The following is a 17,391-nucleotide window of genomic DNA, read 5'->3' as shown; positions in this document are numbered from 1 at the left end:
GGAACTCCTTCAATAGAGGCGGTCGATGATCTCGCGCGGCAGACGGCGGGGCCTGATGAGCAGGCCGCCGCTGCGGTTACTGGCGCAGGGCCGACGCGCGGCGAATCGTCATGGGTTTTGCGGGCGCCAGGGTTCGATCAGCGCGTCCAGGTTCAGGGCGTCGGCGAAATCGAGGAACTGATCACGCAGCCAGCTGATCTGGGTGCCTGCCGGCAGCGTCACCGTCAGCGTGGCGTTGAGCATGGTGCCGCCGGTCTGCGGTGCCTGGTAGGTATCGCAGGTGAGGTTCTCCAGCTCCACGCGGTGGTCGATGAAGAACTGGCACAGCTCGTTGAGGATGTCCGGGCGATACACGGCGCTGACGTAGGCAACGTAGGGCAGCGCCTGCGGGCGAGCGTCGGCGGCGGCGCTGCGGATCAGGTTGACCGAGAAGTCGTGCTTCTTGGCCAGCAGCGGCAGGCTCGACTCCAGGCGCGCCAGGGCGTCCCAGCTGCCGGACACCTGCAGCACCAGGGCGCTGAACTCTCCATGGCGGCTCAGGCGGGTGCTGATCACCGCACAGCGGTTCTCGTGGCTGGTGCGGCTGAGCAGGTTGGTCAGGGCCATGGCATCACGGCCGAGAGCGCTGATAACGAGGAATTGTTCGCGAACGGGGGGGGTGGACATGCAGCCTTCCTAAAGCGATGAACGGTCCGCGCACGAGACGCCGCAGACCAAAGAGAGCAGGTTAGCGAAAAGCACCGCCGAGGGGAATGGCGCCGCCACCCTCGTCGCCCCAAGTCGGGAGCGGATATGCCCTTGTCCGTTGCTTGTGCCGGACTGGTGGCACCAGTACCATTACGGCTCAATTTTTCCGGCAGGAGCAGTTGCATGATTGCGGGCAGTATGGTGGCACTGGTCACGCCCATGGACGCGCAGGGTGATCTGGATTGGGCGGCCCTGAGCAAACTGGTGGATTTCCACCTGCAAGAGGGTACCAATGCCATCGTCGCGGTCGGCACCACCGGTGAGTCCGCCACGCTGGACGTGGGTGAGCACGTCGAAGTGATCAAGCGCGTGGTCGACCAGGTCGCTGGCCGTATCCCGGTCATCGCCGGCACCGGTGGCAACTCCACCCGTGAGTCGGTCGAGCTGACCCGTGCGGCCAAGGACGTTGGCGCCGATGCCGCCCTGCTGGTCACCCCGTACTACAACAAGCCGACCCAGGAAGGCCTGTACCTGCACTTCCGCCATATCGCCGAAGCCGTGGCCATCCCGCAGATTCTCTACAACGTGCCGGGCCGCACCGTCTGCGACATGCTGCCGGAGACCGTCGAGCGCCTGTCGAAGATCGACAACATCATTGGCATCAAGGAAGCCACCGGCGACCTGCAGCGTGCCCAGGACGTGCTGAGCCGCGTCGGCAAGGACTTCCTCGTCTATTCGGGCGACGACGCTACCGCTGTCGAGCTGATGCTGCTGGGCGGCAAGGGCAACATCTCCGTCACCGCCAACGTCGCGCCGCGTGCCATGAGCGACCTGTGCGCCGCTGCCATGCGTGGCGAGGCGGCCATCGCCCGTGCCATCAACGACCGCCTGATGCCCCTGCACAAGGCCCTGTTCCTCGAATCCAACCCGATTCCGGTGAAGTGGGCGCTGCACGAAATGGGCCTGATGGACGAAGGTATTCGCCTGCCGCTGACCTGGCTCAGCCCGCGCTGTCACGAACCGCTGCGCCAGGCCATGCGCCAGTGCGGCGTATTGGCTTAATCGAGGAATTCTACGCATGAAGCGACTGGCCGGATTTTCCGCCCTTGCTCTGATCGTCTCCAGCACCAGCGGTTGTGGCTGGCTCTGGGGTGAAGATGGCTACTTCCGTGATCGCGGTAGCGACTACCTGGAAGCGCGTCAGACCGCACCGATGCAACTGCCGGCCGATGTCCAGGCCAAGCGTCTCGACCCGCTGCTGCCGGTGCCTGCCCAGGTTGCAACCAGCAACTCGACGTCCCGCGAATTCGAGGTGCCGCGCCCTCAGCCCTTGCAAGTGCGTGGCGACGAGCGTGAGTTCAGCCTGCAGCGCAGCGGCGACTCGCGTTGGGTGGTTGCCCAGCGCGTGCCGGCCGAAGTCTGGCCGCTGGCCCGTCAGTTCTTCGAGGACAATGGCTTCCGTATCGCCAGTGAGCGCCCGCAGGTCGGTGAATTCACCACCTCCTGGCAGCGTTTCGACGAGCTTTCCAGCACCATGGCGCGTCGCCTGAGCAGCCGCGTGTCCGGTGTCGCACCGGATGCCGAGACGCGCGTACGTGTGCGCATCGAGCCGGGTGTGCAGCGCAACACCAGTGAAGTCTTCGTCACCAGCGCCGAGCGTCCGGCTGGCAGCAGTGCCGATGTCGCCTTCGCCGAGCGCAGTGGCAACGCCAGCCTGGAAGCGGCACTGCTCGACGAAATGCTGGTGAGCATGGCGCGTGGCGTGGAGCAGGGCGGTTCCGTCTCGCTGCTCGCGGCTCGCGACTTCGATGCCCCCAGCCGCGTCAGCCTGAGCGAAGACGGCAACGGCAACCCGGTGCTGAACCTCGGCGCCGACTTCGACCGCGCCTGGTCGGGTGTCGGCCGCTCGCTGGAGCTGGGTGACGTGCGTGTCGACGACCTCAACCGCAGCCTTGGCCTGTACTACATCAACCTGGCCGAAGGTGCCCAGGTCAATGAAGAGAAGCCCGGTTTCTTCGGTCGTCTGTTCGGCAGCGAGCCGAGCAAGGAAGAGATCGAGGCGCGCGCCGAGCGCTATCAGGTTCGCCTGACCCCGGTGGGCGATAGCGTGCAGGTCACGGTGGAGAAGGACCTCAACACCATCGCCCCGGCCGATGTATCGCGCCGCGTGCTGAGCCTGATTCAGGACAACCTCGGCTGATCCAGGCAGCAGCTGCCTCAGCCTCCAATCGATGGGCGAAATCCTAAAGGGTTTCGCCTGTTTTGTTTGCCACGAACGGAAATGCCGACATGAGCACACCTACCACCCTGAGCCTGAAGAAGATCTACTCGGGCAAGGTCCGCGACCTCTACGAAATCGACGACAAGCGCATGCTGATGGTGGCCACCGATCGTCTGTCGGCATTCGACGTGATCCTCGAACAACCGATCCCGGAGAAGGGCAAGATCCTCACCGCCATCTCCAACTTCTGGTTCGACAAGCTGGCCGGCGTGGTGCCCAACCACTTCACCGGTGACAAGGTCGAGGATGTCGTGGCGGCGGCCGAACTGCCTCTGGTCGAAGGCCGTGCCGTCGTCGCCAAGCGCCTCAAGCCGGTTGCCGTCGAGGCCATCGTGCGTGGCTACATCGTCGGTTCCGGCTGGAAGGAGTACCAGAAGAGCGGCACCGTCTGCGGCATCGCCCTGCCGGCTGGCCTGAAGGAAGCAGCCAAGCTGCCGCAGCCGATCTTCACCCCCTCGACCAAGGCTGCTGTCGGCGACCATGACGAGAACATCAGCTTCGAGCAGTGCGAAGCCATCATCGGTGCCGAACTGGCGGCCAAGGTGCGTGACACGGCCATTGCCCTGTACAGCGCTGCGGTCGAGTACGCGGCTACCCGTGGCATCATCATCGCTGACACCAAGTTCGAATTCGGTCTCGATGAAGACGGCACCCTGACCCTGATGGACGAAGTGCTGACGCCCGACTCCAGCCGCTTCTGGCCGGCCGACAGCTATGTCGAAGGCAAGAACCCGCCCAGCTTCGACAAACAGTTCGTCCGCGACTGGCTGGAGTCCACCGGCTGGAACAAACAACCCCCGGCCCCGGCCGTGCCGGCGGACGTGGCGCAGAAGACGGCGGACAAGTACCGCGAGGCGCTGACGCGCCTGACAGCCTGACCACTCAGACAGGCGCCGCCGGCATTACCGGTGGCGCCTGTTTTTTACAAGCGACTGATAGAACAAGAAAAATTTTCAAAATTAGCTTCGCCAAAGCGTATTGAGCTGTTATGATTCGCGCCGCTTGGGAAGATGCCGGAGTGGTCGAACGGGACGGATTCGAAATCCGTTGTGTCAGCAATGGCACCTAGGGTTCAAATCCCTATCTTCCCGCCATATCTCAAGCTTAAGCCCCTGAAATTCTTAGAGTTTCAGGGGCTTTTGCTTTATGCGACATGCAAGGTGTCTAAGAGTGGCACATCAGGTTCTTGATACCGGCACTGGAAAGCAATATCTTCGCTCCACAGCCCTACCCCATCACGAAGCAAAGTTAAGGGTGGTGCCTCGCCAGTAGCGATCAGCCCTACTGGTGCCGTCAAGCCCGCGCCATGACTTCGGTTAAACATGGGCCACGGATCCACATACCAAAGGATCTTGTTGGCCTATGAATACTGTCCAAAAACTCCGTCAAACCGCTTTCATCCTACAGAACGGCAGCTGCTATTACTGCGGTCTTGATATGTGGGTGGATTCAGTTGAAACCTTCGCGGACATGCACCGGATTACCATCGAGCAAGCAGAGTTGTTCCGATGTACAGCAGAGCACCTCGAGGCTCGCCAGGACGGTGGAGAAAACACTGAGATCAATATCGCGGCGGCTTGCCTGTACTGTAATCGGCACAGACACCAACGCCGGGCAAAGCCTATGCGGCCCGAGATTTATAAGCATTTTGTCCGTACTCGCGTGCGCAACAACAACTGGCACCCAGTACCGAAAAGAGTCATGAGAAGTGCCTGGCACGGATAAAACTGTAGGCTACCCCTGTGGCAGTGGACACATCCTAGTCAGGCGCTTACGACGAGCGCCAAACTCAGCCTCTACATCGTCATTGGAACGACCACGACCAGTCTTTAGCGATGCCCTGGCAGCGGTAACCTTGCGTTGCAAGAATTCATCATGCTGCCTGGCCTTGTGCTGCTGTTGAACGAAGTCACGCATGATGCCCCTTCGATATGGCTATGGGGTGATGATGCCGAGAAAGCGCCGGTGATCGCTAGCGGGTCCGAGCCTGATGGCATCCGGCAGGTGATCCGGCGCCAGGTGCGTATAGCGCAGGGCCATGGCCGGGGTGGTGTGGCCCTGGATCTTCTGCAGGGTCAGGATTTTCCCGCCATTCATCACGAACCGACTGGCGAAGGTGTGCCATAGGCATGGTCGTCACCCTTGGTGCGCTCACACTGGGCGGCCAGGCCTTCATGCAGAACACAGTCACGAACCTGGCCACGAACAATCAGCAACCGAAGCCAATGCCGGTTGCCGAGATCACCCGACCAGAGCCAACGCCCAGAAACGACTGGGACAAGATCGTGGAAGAGCAGGCAAGGTGAGACGCAATGTCTCGACAGCGAGCTGAGCAACCCACTAGCTCAGACAGCCCGGCTACCAAGCAAACCGTATTCAACGATCAGAACTACACCCCGAAGGGCGCGATAAACCTTGTCGACGCGAGAGAGTGGGGTACCGCCGAGCCATACGAACAAACCCGAAAGCGCCGGAAGAACAGAAGATCATGGTAATCGGTGAGCAGAACAGACCAGAGGACTGGATTTGTTCATTTGCAGGGAAGGATGGAAGCCTAAGAAAACGTGACTGCAAATCCAGGTATCAGTTGAATAATAGGAACTGACGCGGAGCTAGGGAAAGAGCCATAAAATATCGAGCGGATTTATTGTGCTCGCCAGTCAGAAGTAAATTAGTTCCCCTTTCCTTTCTAACGTTTGGTTAAGAGGCGGTCTTTAGCCCGTTCCAGTGAGCGAAGCGAATGATTTAAACCACTAGTTAGGTGACTATTGGGAATGATAAATGTCCAGTACCTTGCCAGTTGTTGCGCATACTTCACCTTCTGGAGTCCCTCCGAACGTGTCTGGCGAGAGGCTTCCGTATACATACCAGATGTTATTGTTCTTTTCTGCTGTAAATGGTTCAAAGCCTGCTAAGTAATCGGCTTTGTATATTTTTAGCATTGCTTTTTTAGTTGCTTCAATAGCATGTGAGGCTGAAGTAATAACTACTTGGTTGGCCGGCGTTTCTGGACATTCGTTTTTTGCATTTGCGGTTCCGGTCATAGTTAAAAGAGTGAGTAATAATAACTTTGACATGGCTACCTAACGTTTGGTTAAGGGGCGGACTTTAGCCCGTTCCAGTGAGCGAAGCGAGCGGTTTGAACTATTTGTTTGAGCAATGCGATCATTGCTTTCGTTCTGTAGCTTTAGCGATTGCGTGTGTTGAGAGTCCTACTGCTAGGCCGAAAATAATGAATAAAAGACCTGAAGCTCTGTCGCTCAAAGAGTAAATAGCGATGCCAGGTGCGACACCTATAAGGGCTGATAGCAGGAATGATGCGCGCCCATACAGACGTATTAGTGAATACATCGGAGCGCCATACATTAATGCCGGAATAAAGCCAGCCATAATGACAAACAGTGAAAAGAAAATTCCTATTCCATATCCGGATTTTATTCTGCTTATAGTTATGCCGTCGTGTATTTGTTCGGTAACTCCTAGGATGACTGACATTATGATGGCGCCTAAAAAAAGCCCGCCGGTGCTATATGCCACGGAGCGTATTATGTCGGTGATGATTTTATCCATGGTGGCTCTAACATTTGGTTAAGGGGCGAGCTTTAGCCCGTCCCAGTGAGCGAAGCGAACATTTTGAACCACTAGTTAGACGGTGTGTAAACCATCGCTATTTCTCCAATACAACGCTGATTCGTACTGGAATGAAACCACAAGGTTAGCGTCGGTTTTGGTTGCAAGGTGTTTTACAAAGCGCTCCAGATCGCCAAGCGCAGAAAAACCTTCTGGCTCCGGCCCTTTTATTCGTATGTAACAGCGAATGGCCACGGGGAAGTCCATGCCTTTAGTATCTTCCGTGTATAACGTGTGGTCATCTAGTTCGCACGCGGCGCTCACTATTAATCCGGATTCGAAAATTCCTTCCACCGTATGGCCGTCACTGTTTCTATCCCGTGCGCCGAGTTCGCTCAATGTCGTAGAGATAGTGGTTATTGAAAGTCGCTCATCGGCTTCAAGGTGAATGTCGAGACTCATTTTCTAGCCTAACGTTTGGTTAAGGGGCCGGCTTTAGCCCGTCCCGGTGAGCGTAGCGAAGGGTTTGAACCACTAGTTAGGGTGTGAGTGGATAACTTTCGCCGTCATCGCCTTGAACTTTTGCGTCGAGAGCTTCAGAAATTTTTATGAATTTATTGATGGCGTTTTCAGATGGGTTCTTTGTGTAAATTTCGCAAAGGTAGGGGTTGTACCAAATAGGGAATTGCTCAAGCTCAAGACGTACTAAGAAATCATTTGTTGAATTTTTATTGTCGCGCTGGATTTGGCTGTCCGTTGTTACATAATTATTCCATTCTTCGTGACTTATGCACGGGCCGTTTTCGTCAGCCCAAAAATCTTTTTTAGTAATATGGACATCATAACCTGCATAGACGAACTGGCTTACCATTGCCAAAAACGCAGCGAAGATTAATTTCATGTGTAGCCCTAACTATAAATTAGGCGACATTGCTGTCGCATAACATCCCCAGTAATGTCTGGTAATCAACCATAATTCGGCGCAAGCCTTTGATTTATCACGTATCAATGGTGAGAAACGCGACACTCTCAGGTTGGAAAAGCGACACCGAAGACTTAAAGCACAGGGGCTTGATGGCCAGAAGCTAGCGATAGCCGCCGAACCTGTCTAGCTGGCCTGTCGAAAAAGTGTCGAAATCAACGGCCACAGAGTGCCGCAATGGGCAGAAGAGAAGGGGCGAAAGCCCCAGTTTTGCTAGTGTTGGGCAGGGAAGGGCAGTAACGGACAGCAGTTCAAACGGGTTCGACGCTCACTGCTTTCCAGTGATCAGGTGTGCTGCCCACGGAAGAGGGTGTACCGAATGGCCGTTGCACCCAGGAGCACCATTGCCCAGGCGATTGATGCATTGAACGCTGCCGCTGCAGGCCGCCAGAGGCTGTCCATTGAGTCCGTATCGACAGGCCAGGCGAACAGAGCACTGGCCAGCGCCGCAGCTGCAGCGAGCAACCAGGTCCAGCGATCAAATGCACGGATGTGATCGGGGGAGGCACCCTTGGGCCTCAGCTTTGCAAAAGCGAGCGCCGTGGTAGCCACAACGAAGCAAACAAAAAAAGCGAAGACAATCATCCTGGGCACCTAATGTTTGGTTCAGGGGCAGATTCTAGCTGCTATGCAAGAAGGTGAGCTTCTCTTACTCTGGCAGCCCTTTGAACTCTGGCACATCACCAGTCGCCCGACCCCATACTGCTTTGCTTGATGTGAAAATTTGCGCAGTCGGCAGCGTAGCAATTTCTGTGTCCAAACAACCCGCAGGAACAACGAGCAGGTTTGTAAGTTGAGTGCTGGGCAATGCTGAGCCACACGACCGGCAAAAGCTTTTGCTGTGGCGGGTGCCTGGGAGCGTAAAGGAGGTCACAGAATCTACACCCGCCAGCCAGGTCAGTTTAGCTGACTGCGAAAACAGATTTGATGCATAAGCAGAGCCAGTGTCCTTTTGGCAGTGCTTACAGTGGCACAGGTAAAAGCTGTCGAAATCTCCATGGATCTCAAATTTCACTGTGCTGCACAGACAAGAGCCAACATGCTTAGTCATAGCTATCTCTTCTATGGTCTACATATTAATCAGGCATGACGTTTACTTAAGGCGCAGGTGTTAGCCTGTACCAGTGAGGGAAACAGACGGATTGAGCCGCTTGTTAGGCGTGCTCAACCGGTATTCAAGCCGTAAATCATAAGGAAGATTAATTGTGGCTTCCACAGGCCCAGCAAGACATGAAGTTGCCAGGGTTGCTTTCCTTGCAGTTTTTGCACCGCCACTCGGCTTCGCTTTGCGAATAATTTGATTCTTGTTCGTATTGAAATCGGCCGACAAGTTTGGCAGCAGCTTCAAACTGTTCGGGGTGTACCCAGAGTTCAGGGTGTATGGGTTTGTTAAAGGAAATAACCGAGCGGATGGAGCTCTGGTGTTCGTTCAGTATTTTTACAGTTATGCCATTGCTTTGCAGGTAGCTAGCTATCAGATTTACCTGGATAAGGCTGTCAGATTCCAATAGTTTTCGCAAAATAAATGCCTGATGTCTGATTATGGGGTTAGTGTTAGGTCTGTCCGGCGAGCGGCTTCAACATGTTGTTATGCGCTGTATTCGCCGGAAAATACAAGTGTCCAACCGCCGATCTCAAGAGTGTGCAGAGGAAATTCATTGTCACTTGTGAATTTAACTTCATGAATTGGAGCGCTGAAGAGAGGGTTGAACGGTCCATGTTCATCAATTGCGGTAGAAAGCAGGCCGACGCACTCTTCGAATTGCCACTTTAGGTCTTCTCGAACGGTAGGAAATAGGTGAGAGAGTGATATGTCTAGCGGGCTCCAGGACTTTTTTATAAATTCGTCGCGGTTTGAAAGTGATGTTTTTATTGTTGAGTATTGGATTTTACACTTCTTGAGGTGCAAGGCTAGGTCGGCTTCTAGCGTTCCGTTGCGCTTATAAATGCCTACAGAGATTCCTGCTTTTCTGTTCGCAACTATTTCTAGTGCCTTGAGAAATCCATGGGTGAAGCTTAAGGCATTATCGAGTTTAATCGGTAACTGCATAAGGTGTATGATGCTTGGTTGGTGGGGATGAAAAAGGACGGATTTATTTATTGCAATCGCCCATCGAAAATAAATCTGTCCCCTTTAGCTCTTTCTTCATGCGTTATGTGGTGCGGATTCTTTTCAGATAAACAAGTGCCCAGCTGAATATCGCAGCGGCTATAGTGTGGCCGCCAAGCATGACGATAGCAGTAGATTTGAAAGCCGTTATGAAGTCGACTTTTTCTGCGTGCATTATAAAGTACAAGGCGCCGAAACTACCGCCAGAGATAGCGCACAGTACAAGGGCAGATACATAGCCAAGCAAGATGAGTGTCTGGCCTTTAAGGCTATTGTTTTTTGATAAAAGGAGCGCGCCAAAGAATAGCCATGAGATGCACGCAATGCTTGCAAACGTTCCCAGCACCAGCGCCCAACGATGAAGCTCCTTTGTCCCAACTGGGAAGGCATAGATGGCGAGGCATGTAGAGAGTGCAGCGATGCCACCAGTAATTATTAGATTTGCTGAGCGCATACTATTCCTTTAGTGCATGCCTATTAGTTAGGCGACCTTGCCGTCGCATGACATGACCGCTGCTGTCTGATCACCTCCCCGGAGAGGCGCCAGGTCCTAGGCCAGAATGAAGACACGGCCCACTAGGCGCAACGCGACATGCAGGGTTGCTCACGTCGGACGATCCAGGCTGCTGTGGTGGCTAGACGCTACCGATGGCCAACACGACTGTCTAGGCAGTGTGTCGATAAAGTGGCGAAATTAACGGGCGACATAGGGCATCAGTGGGCAGCTGCGATGAGACGGAACCCCCGATTTTGCTGACGTTGGGCACAGAAGGGCAGCGACGGGCAGCCGTCTGAGCGGGATCAAATCCCCATCTTCCCGCCATATCTCAAGCTTAAGCCCCTGAAACATCCAGCGTTTCGGGGCTTTTGTTTTCTGGGGCGTGCAAAGCGTCAAAACCCCTGCGCTTTGGCGTATCGACGAGGCGTACCGACACCTTTGGCGTCGGTAAACCTTCGACTCGCTCACATTCCTTGCATCCTCTCGGGGAGTGGAAAAGGTCGATCCTGTGAGGGCTCGACGCTGTCTCCCGGCAAAGGAATCGTTATGCGATGAGGCAAAGGGCGGGGTGTTCAACCGGCTTGCGGCGTTAGTCAAAAAAGCAGCGCCAAAATCATGATGAGTGGTCGTTAATCACCGCTGAACCCGGCGATAAGCTCGGTTGCAAGTCGGAGGTCGTGCCCGCGTTCTCGTGGGGCGGCGGTCTGGCGGGACTGAGTAGGCCTGCGTTGGCCGTTTTATCCATGGAGTTCAGTCATGATCGATCTTGCCACCTGGAACCTCACCATTCCCGTAGGCGTGCCTGCGACTGTCATCGATACGCCTCTCCTGGTCGGCGGGTATCAGGATGACTACTTTCAGTCCCGCGACGGGCGGATTTTCTTCTGGGCGCCGGCCAATGGCTCTACCACCAGCAACTCGGTGTACCCGCGCAGCGAACTGAGGGAAACCTATTCCGATGGCACGCTGCGGAACTGGTCCTACACTGCTGCGACCGACGTACTGAGCGCGACCGCCAGAATCACTCAGGTGCCTGCCAGCGGCATGCTGGCGTTCTCGCAGATTCACTCCAAGCAGGGCACTTCACCGCCCTTGATGCTGGGTTACCAGTATGTGCCGCAGACGGGTTACGGCAACGTGGTGATCGCGTTTCGCGGACATCCTGCCGACGCCGATTCGTTGAAGATCGTGTTGTCGAGCAAGGTGAGGCTGGATCAGGACTTCAGCTATGAAATTCACCTGGCGAAGAACGGCACGCTGAGCATTGGCCTGGTCGAGCCGGGTGGAGCGGTGAAGACCTGGAGTCGCAGCTTGAACAAGGCATGGGCAAGCCATGCGTTGTACTTCAAGGCGGGGGTCTACACCCTCGACAACAGCGGCAATGAAACCAATGCGGGAGCGGCGACCTTCAGCCAGTTGAAGGTCGAGCATCGTTAGCTGCGTTGTTCCGTCGATCGGTCCGCGTCGGCTAGTTGCTGCAGGTCGGGGCGTCAGTCGAGTCGGCCTCTGCGCCCTGGAACTGCGAGATCTGCAGGTGGCAGCGACGGCGTACGGTGCTGTCGAGTATCTGGCTTTGCAGCGGCAGCAGGTCGCCTGTCAGCAGGTTCTGCAGCAGCGGAGTGGCCTTGAAGTGGTTGTCGCCCAATATGGTGTCCTGCATGCCCTCTACCCGGATCATGGCTTTGCCGATGCTTTCCAGGCGGTTGCCGGTGATGACCAGTCGGCCGGCGCCGGGTTGGGCGTTGCGCAGGCTGATGGCGTATTCCGGTGTCGAATGGATGCGGTTGTCGAGGATCAGCGCGCCGCTCAGTTCGGCTGCGTCGATGGCGCTCAGCCTGCTGTTGGCGATCAGATTGTCCTGGACCAGCAGTCCCGAACCATCGCCGATCTGCCGCAGCATCAGGCCGTAGCCCAGGGATGCACCCAGGCGGTTGCCCTGTATCAGCAGGGCGCCGTGCTGCGCACTGACTTCGATGGCACTCTTGCCCGCGCGCAGGATGAGGTTGTTCTGGATGCGCCCGCTGCTGCTGCCGCTGACGCGCACGCCGCTGTTGTTCTTCACCCCGTCGATGCGGTTGTCGGCAAGCAGAAAGCGGCTGTTGCCGAGGTCGATGGCGTACTGCTGCTGCCTGATGAACTGGTTGCCACGCACCAGTGCCTGGCTGTGATTCAGCTCCAGCGCGCTGGCCATTTCCTCGAAGCGACTACCCTCGATCAGGATCTGTGCCGGAGGGCGATTCGCCGACTGGTGCGGGCTGAGGCCACTGCTGACGCCGCGCGAGAGGTTGGCGTTGTAGCCGATCCTGACCAGTTGCGAGGTCTCGATCTGCAGGCGGCTGCCGGCCCAGTTCATGATGAAGGGGCGGGTGGGGCGGTCGGTGTCCGTGGCACGGCCGTCGCTCCAGCTCTGCAGCCTTGAGTTCTGCACGCGCAGCAGCCCCTGGTTGATCAGTGCCGTGCCGGATGGACCGAACAGGTAGAGCACCTGGTCGTCGATCAGCAGTGCAGCATCGTCGGCGATCATCAGCGGGTAGCTGAGCAGGTAGCCGTCGTCATGGCGGCCCAGGACCCGGGCATCGTTGAGTTGCGTGCGCAGTTGCTCCAGGGTGATGCTGCCGCCACGGATCACCACGGCACGCGGGTGTTGCGCCTGGTAGCTGGCGATGGCGCGGAACAGGCCGTTGTGCACGAACGGCTCGAACGGCCAGCTGCCGGCCTGCGCGGAGTACATGGGCTCCAGGCTGACGCTGCCGCGCTTTCCGGGGGCCTGCATGTCGAGTACAGGAGGCTGACTGCGCTGCATGATCTGCGTGCTGCTGCGCTGCTGTTGCTGCTGCTGCCAGTGCGGGTCGAGCGTGTGCAGGGCCGCTGGTGCACCGAGGGCCGCGAGGCTGAGGGTGCAGGTCATCAGCAGCAGTGCGCGGGAAAGGGTCAGAGCCTGTGACATGGCGACAATCCTGGGTCAGTTGGGCCGGGGATACAGCGGCTTGAGGTCGCCGCCTACCTGGCTGTAGTGGTTGATCTCCTCGCCGTGTGCCTGGTACAGGCGGCGGCCCCACTGGTGTTGCGGATAGCGGTTGAGGAACGGCAGCAGCCAGACCATCTTGTGCGGGCCGACATCGGCCTGGCGCTCGCTCAGTTCGGCGACGGTCCCGGGATCCAGCACGGCGCGAGCGGCGAAGTTAGCCAGGCCGGCGAGCTGGCTGCGCTCCTGTTCGCTGAGCGGGCGACCGTTGAATTCCGCGGCCTCGACCAGCAGCATTAGCGGCACCAGCGCGTAATGGCTGTAGTCGGCGGCCAGGCGTCCTCTGGCGACTTCCAGCGGCAGGTACTCATAGTCCCCCTTACCTTGGGCGAGCTGGCTGAACGCCCGGCGCAGGGCGACGTCTGCCCAGGCCAGGCCCTTGTCGTCATCGAGCAACATGGCGGTGGCGGCGACGGCCCACGCCGCCCAGTAGTCGTGGTTGTTGAAGTAGATGCCGCTGTCGTGGCGACGAGGCTCGTATTCGGCGATCACCTTGGCGGACAGCTGTTGCAGCCAGCGCGTCTGCACGGGGCTCAACCGATAGCGCTGGTCACTCAGCGCCTGCACCTTGAGCAGGGTCGAGGCGATGGCGGCGAGGGCCCACTTGCGCGAGGCCACGCCGGTCTTGCTGGCGTCATCGCTGAGCAGGGCCGAGCGGCTGCCCCAGGCGTCGAGCCACTGATCCAGGCAGGCCAGGGCGATGTTGGCCTCGTTGGCCTTTTGCGTGCGCTGGAACACCTGGGTGGCCTTGATCAGGCCACCGATATAGCCCTGCACCTGCTTGCGAATGCGCTGCGTGTCCTTGCTCTGCCGAGCGACCAGGCGGCTCTTGCTGGGGTCGCGCTGGTCGTACTTGCTGTCCAGCTGCAAGTGGCCGGTGTAGGCGGCTGGCGGCGTCTTCGGGCAGCGCTCCTGGCGATAGTCGCCGACCAGGCGTGACGCTGCCGTCGACTGCGGTGCCCAGATCGACTGGGCCGCGTTGGCGCCCAGCGAGGCGCAGAGCAACAGCAGCAGGGCCGTCAGGCGGGCGCTCACAGACATAGCTTGGTCTCGATCTTGAAGGGCTGCTCGACGGTCTGCGTGGGTTCGAGCAGCACCGACAGCAGGTTGGCGTCGCGGAATTCCGGCGCACGGCTCAGTTCGAGGTAGTACTGCCCGCCCGTGACGATGGCTTCACGGCGGAACCACACCTTGTCGCGGGTGCCGTTGTCGTAATAGGTGATGATGTAGAAGTTCTTGATGTTGGGATCGCTGATGCGGATGTCGAGCACGGCGTCGCGGCCCTTGAGGTTCTGACGCGCCGCCCCCGTGTTGCTGAGCAGCTCGAGGCGGTCGTTGAGGCCCATGCCCGGTCGTTCCAGCTGGGCCTGCAGCACGCTGTCGCTGGCCTTGCAGCCGCCGTTCACGGCGGGGATCAGCTGGCGGTAGGTCAGCTCACCGTCCAGCCGGTAGTTGGCCGGCAGCTCCCAGATGATCAGTTTCGGTGCCTTGTCCGGCGAGTAGTTGCTCGACTGCAGGTATTCCAGCAGCGAGCCGTCCTGGCCGGCCCCCGGCAGCGCGTAGTTGATCAGGTCGGTGCTGAGGTACTGCTTGAGGAATCCGTCGAAGTTGAACTGCTTGGTCTCATCCTCGCGGGCAGCGGAGTTACTGGTCCCTACCAGCACCACCTCGGGGTCGGGCTGTTCTTCGAACAGCAGCGCGGCGTCGTTGCTCTCCGGCACGGTCTGGTAACCGGGCACGAACTGGTAGCCGAAGTGGTTGCCGCAGATCGCCGCCAGGCCAAGGTTGAGCGTGCCGTCCTTGTACAACGTCAGGGTCTGCTCGGTGACATAACCCTTGCGCGGCAGTTGCGCATAGACCGGGCTCTGGCGAATGGCCTCGGCCGTCAGACGGGCCGTGGATTCTGCGCCTACCGGGGTCCAGTGGTGGTCGCGGCGGAAGAAGAAGTCCTTGGGCGGATGTTCCACCAGGGTCATGATGTCGGGGACGATGGCGCCGGCGTCGCGCATCTGCTGCAGGAACCGGCGCAGGCTGCCGCTGGCTTTCTGGTAGTCGAAACCATGCGCTTGCCCGGGTAGCAGCTGGGCGCGGTGCATAAGCCCTCGGGTCGGTTGCACGGCTACCGCGACCTGCGTGCCGTGCTTGGCGAAGGCCTGCATCAGGCGCGCGAACTCCGGCTGTGCAGCCGCTGGAATGCCGAAGTCATTGGTCAGGTCGACCTCCGAACGGAACAGCCAGCGATCCTTACCAGGCACGATCTGCTTGAGCGCCTTCATGTTGCCCTCGGCGTATTCCTCGGGGGCGCTGAGGCGCGGGCAGATCAGGCATTGCAGGTCCTGGCACTCTTCGGCCTGCTCGGCTTGCGCAACGGCAGGCGTGGCGCAAGCGCCGGCGGCGATCAGGCTGCCGACCGCCAGTAGTAGAGGGTGCTTCATGCGTTTGCAGGTCATCGTCCGCTCACTTGTTTGGCCAGGCCGTCGGGAGTCATTCCGTCGGGTCGATGCTGTTCGCCAGGGTAATCGCGCGGAAGCCGCTGCCTGCCGGGAGGAGGGCGTAGCTGTAGGAGCGGCCCTTCTTCAGGAACAGCTCGTCGAAGTCGACCAGCCTGGCGTCACCGGCGTAGGCGGCGAAGGCGATCTTCAGCTCGTTGACCATGCGGCTGCCGGTCTGGTCGTGTTCGATCATGTCGACCACCACATGCTGGCCGTCGAGGGTCTTCAGTGCCGCCGGCTTGGCGGTGAAGTTGTAGAACGCGATCTGCGCCTTGCGCGGCTCGTTGACGAACTGGTCGGCGATCAGTTGCAGCTGGCCGTCGCGATAGAGCACCGTGCTGGCGGTATTGGCCTTGAGTTCATGCTCCAGCACCTGGCCGGCGACCGTGATGCGTTGCACGCCGGGAGCGACGAAACGGTAGCCGCCGAACTGCCCGCCGGTGACGGACTGGGGCTTGTTCTTGCCGCTGAGCGTGACCTCGACGTTGCTGTCGCTGAGGTTCAGTACCCGCACGAAGGCCGAGTTGGCCGGGGCGACCGGGTCATAGAGGTCGGCATTGCTGTCCTGGGCGGCCTGGGCGCAAGCACTGCCGAGCAGCAGCAGGGTCATGACGCGAAGAATGAGGGCGGGCATAGGGGTACCTCTGGCTGGTGGAGATGTCAGGGAGAAGGGATCTGGCGTTGGGCGAGGAGGGTGCGCACGGGGAACTCCCAGATCACCGTCTGCACCTCGTCGCCACTGGCGGCAGGGCCGGCCAGGAACTCGTTCATGGACTGGAACGGGCCGCGCGCTTCCAGGGCGACGGTCACCAGATCGCGCTGCAGCGCCTGCTTGAGGAAGCCGGCGAAGTTCCAGTCGTCGATACGCGTGTAGCTGGTGCCCACCAGCGCCAGGGAAATGGCCTCGTCGCCGAACAGGCTGGCGCCGAGGCCGCCGCTGTCGTGCTTGAGGGTTTCATGGAGCTGGATGTACACCGGTTCGAAGTAGCTGGGCGCCAGCCTGGGGTCGAATTTCAGGTAGTTGAGCAGGTCGCCGGTGATCTGCTTTTCGCCGGCGGCCTGGGTGATGTAGGGCGTGTCGCCGCGCAGCTGGGGGAACTGTCGGGCCAGGGTCTGCGCCGCCAGTTCGGCCCCCTTCGGGCTCCAGTGGGTGTCGTTGCGCAGGAACAGCGGCTCGGCGGCGGCGACGTCCTGGTACGCGCTGCGCAGGTCGACCCTGTCGATACCGCGCTCGGCCAGGCGCTGGCTGAACTGCTGGTAGAGGCTGCTGATTCGCTCGGCCGGCGCGTAGTTCGAGTGCTCGGCGTAGGTGTCGAGCTTCATCGGCACCGGCAGCATGATCAGCTGCTTGCCCTGCTGAGCCAGTTGCGCGTGGACCTTGTCGATCAGCGCCAGTTGCTTGTCCAGGTTCTGCTCCAGGTCGCTGGGCAGCAGGTACTCCTGGTTGGTGAACAGCCAGCCATCGCGGCCCAGCACCACGCCGCTGGCCCCTTCGCGGAAGATCGCCTGCTGGATGTTCGCCCACAGCTCCACGGACGGGTCGCGCAGAAACAGGCGCTTGTCGTAGAACTGCTCGAACTTGCGCACCAGCTTGCCGTCGAGAAACAGCGACAGGGCCTGGGTCTGGGTGCTGGAGAACGCGAGCACCGCAGGCAGCGAGTACAGGAACATGCCGCACAGCAGAACGCAGAACAGGATGCCGTTGATCTTGCTGGCCGAACTCATCACCGGAAACATGTCGGCAA

At 59.0% G+C, this 17,391-nt stretch carries 20 protein-coding genes, 1 tRNA gene and 1 pseudogene; 7 read left to right on the top strand and 15 right to left on the bottom strand.

The annotated features are described in order from the left end of the window. Positions 1 to 108: 108 nt before the first annotated feature. Entirely contained in the window at positions 109 to 666 is a 558-nt protein-coding gene (locus EWH21_RS16585; RefSeq protein WP_037057423.1) for a glycine cleavage system protein R, read from the bottom strand. A gap of 204 nt (positions 667 to 870) precedes the next feature. On the opposite strand from EWH21_RS16585, the gene dapA reads away from it, so the two are divergent. The 5 genes from dapA (at position 871) to EWH21_RS16560 (ending at position 4,693) form a co-directional block, all read left to right on the top strand. Further along, entirely contained in the window at positions 871 to 1,749 is an 879-nt protein-coding gene (gene dapA, locus EWH21_RS16580; RefSeq protein ID WP_037057413.1) for a 4-hydroxy-tetrahydrodipicolinate synthase, read from the top strand. 16 nt (positions 1,750 to 1,765) lie between these two features. Beyond that, entirely contained in the window at positions 1,766 to 2,887 is a 1,122-nt protein-coding gene (gene bamC, locus EWH21_RS16575; RefSeq protein ID WP_047589934.1) for an outer membrane protein assembly factor BamC, read from the top strand. A gap of 89 nt (positions 2,888 to 2,976) precedes the next feature. Next, complete coding sequence (locus tag EWH21_RS16570) at positions 2,977 to 3,846, top strand: phosphoribosylaminoimidazolesuccinocarboxamide synthase (RefSeq protein ID WP_134675468.1); 870 nt, start codon at positions 2,977 to 2,979, stop codon at positions 3,844 to 3,846. A gap of 126 nt (positions 3,847 to 3,972) precedes the next feature. Beyond that, a tRNA-Ser gene (locus EWH21_RS16565) sits at positions 3,973 to 4,062 on the top strand. A 268-nt stretch (positions 4,063 to 4,330) separates the two neighbouring features. After that, on the top strand, positions 4,331 to 4,693 hold the full coding sequence (locus EWH21_RS16560) for an HNH endonuclease (RefSeq protein WP_347177581.1): 363 nt from the start codon (positions 4,331 to 4,333) through the stop codon (positions 4,691 to 4,693). Positions 4,694 to 4,903: 210 nt separating this feature from the next. Here EWH21_RS16560 and EWH21_RS16555 read toward each other — a convergent pair. Beyond that, a pseudogene (locus EWH21_RS16555) lies at positions 4,904 to 5,095 on the bottom strand (integrase); the annotation flags it as partial. A gap of 2 nt (positions 5,096 to 5,097) precedes the next feature. On the opposite strand from EWH21_RS16555, the gene EWH21_RS16550 reads away from it, so the two are divergent. Next, on the top strand, positions 5,098 to 5,274 hold the full coding sequence (locus EWH21_RS16550) for a hypothetical protein (RefSeq protein WP_277698865.1): 177 nt from the start codon (positions 5,098 to 5,100) through the stop codon (positions 5,272 to 5,274). Between the two features lie 459 nt (positions 5,275 to 5,733). Here the strand turns inward: EWH21_RS16550 and EWH21_RS16545 are convergent, their stop codons facing one another. From EWH21_RS16545 to EWH21_RS16510, 8 genes are all read right to left on the bottom strand, one after another. Beyond that, positions 5,734 to 6,045, bottom strand: coding sequence for an NTF2 fold immunity protein (locus tag EWH21_RS16545; RefSeq protein WP_277698864.1), 312 nt, complete (start codon positions 6,043 to 6,045; stop codon positions 5,734 to 5,736). A gap of 88 nt (positions 6,046 to 6,133) precedes the next feature. Beyond that, positions 6,134 to 6,538 carry a hypothetical protein gene (locus EWH21_RS16540; protein WP_277698863.1) on the bottom strand — a complete coding sequence of 135 codons (405 nt, stop codon included), beginning with the start codon at positions 6,536 to 6,538 and terminating at the stop codon, positions 6,134 to 6,136. Between the two features lie 75 nt (positions 6,539 to 6,613). Continuing rightward, a complete protein-coding gene (locus tag EWH21_RS16535; RefSeq protein WP_277698862.1) occupies positions 6,614 to 7,000 on the bottom strand; it encodes a hypothetical protein in 387 nt (128 codons plus the stop codon). 76 nt (positions 7,001 to 7,076) lie between these two features. After that, on the bottom strand, positions 7,077 to 7,439 hold the full coding sequence (locus tag EWH21_RS16530) for a hypothetical protein (protein WP_277698861.1): 363 nt from the start codon (positions 7,437 to 7,439) through the stop codon (positions 7,077 to 7,079). A 366-nt stretch (positions 7,440 to 7,805) separates the two neighbouring features. After that, entirely contained in the window at positions 7,806 to 8,105 is a 300-nt protein-coding gene (locus EWH21_RS16525; RefSeq protein ID WP_277698860.1) for a hypothetical protein, read from the bottom strand. A gap of 64 nt (positions 8,106 to 8,169) precedes the next feature. Continuing rightward, positions 8,170 to 8,571, bottom strand: a complete 402-nt coding sequence (locus EWH21_RS16520) for a GFA family protein (RefSeq protein ID WP_152489152.1) — start codon at positions 8,569 to 8,571, stop codon at positions 8,170 to 8,172. 537 nt (positions 8,572 to 9,108) lie between these two features. Beyond that, positions 9,109 to 9,570, bottom strand: a complete 462-nt coding sequence (locus tag EWH21_RS16515) for a hypothetical protein (RefSeq protein WP_277698859.1) — start codon at positions 9,568 to 9,570, stop codon at positions 9,109 to 9,111. A 103-nt stretch (positions 9,571 to 9,673) separates the two neighbouring features. Next, entirely contained in the window at positions 9,674 to 10,084 is a 411-nt protein-coding gene (locus tag EWH21_RS16510; RefSeq protein WP_277698858.1) for a hypothetical protein, read from the bottom strand. A gap of 801 nt (positions 10,085 to 10,885) precedes the next feature. Here EWH21_RS16510 and EWH21_RS16505 point away from each other — a divergent pair. Then, positions 10,886 to 11,566 (top strand): polysaccharide lyase family 7 protein, encoded by a 681-nt coding sequence (locus tag EWH21_RS16505; RefSeq protein ID WP_277698857.1) that lies wholly within the window; start codon positions 10,886 to 10,888, stop codon positions 11,564 to 11,566. Positions 11,567 to 11,597: 31 nt separating this feature from the next. On the opposite strand, the gene EWH21_RS16500 is transcribed toward EWH21_RS16505, so the two are convergent. The 5 genes from EWH21_RS16500 to EWH21_RS16480 are packed head-to-tail and all read right to left on the bottom strand — an operon-like array spanning position 11,598 to position 17,383. Beyond that, positions 11,598 to 13,076 carry a right-handed parallel beta-helix repeat-containing protein gene (locus EWH21_RS16500; RefSeq protein ID WP_277698856.1) on the bottom strand — a complete coding sequence of 493 codons (1,479 nt, stop codon included), beginning with the start codon at positions 13,074 to 13,076 and terminating at the stop codon, positions 11,598 to 11,600. Positions 13,077 to 13,091: 15 nt separating this feature from the next. Then, on the bottom strand, positions 13,092 to 14,195 hold the full coding sequence (locus EWH21_RS16495; protein ID WP_277698855.1) for a polysaccharide lyase: 1,104 nt from the start codon (positions 14,193 to 14,195) through the stop codon (positions 13,092 to 13,094). Then, positions 14,186 to 15,604: an alginate biosynthesis protein AlgX gene (locus EWH21_RS16490; protein WP_277698854.1), complete on the bottom strand. Its 1,419-nt coding sequence runs from the start codon at positions 15,602 to 15,604 to the stop codon at positions 14,186 to 14,188. The genes EWH21_RS16495 and EWH21_RS16490 overlap by 10 nt, the downstream gene beginning before the upstream one ends. 34 nt (positions 15,605 to 15,638) lie before the next feature. Then, the gene (locus EWH21_RS16485) at positions 15,639 to 16,280 is read right to left on the bottom strand and encodes an alginate O-acetyltransferase AlgF (RefSeq protein ID WP_277698853.1); all 642 of its coding nucleotides are present in this window, start codon (positions 16,278 to 16,280) and stop codon (positions 15,639 to 15,641) included. Positions 16,281 to 16,306: 26 nt separating this feature from the next. After that, positions 16,307 to 17,383: an alginate O-acetyltransferase gene (locus EWH21_RS16480; protein WP_277698852.1), complete on the bottom strand. Its 1,077-nt coding sequence runs from the start codon at positions 17,381 to 17,383 to the stop codon at positions 16,307 to 16,309. Between the last annotated feature and the right edge of the window lie 8 nt (positions 17,384 to 17,391).

This window comes from Pseudomonas sp. REST10 (assembly GCF_029542605.1).
GTDB lineage: Bacteria > Pseudomonadota > Gammaproteobacteria > Pseudomonadales > Pseudomonadaceae > Aquipseudomonas > Aquipseudomonas khazarica.
This window is presented reverse-complemented; position numbering and strand designations above follow the sequence as displayed.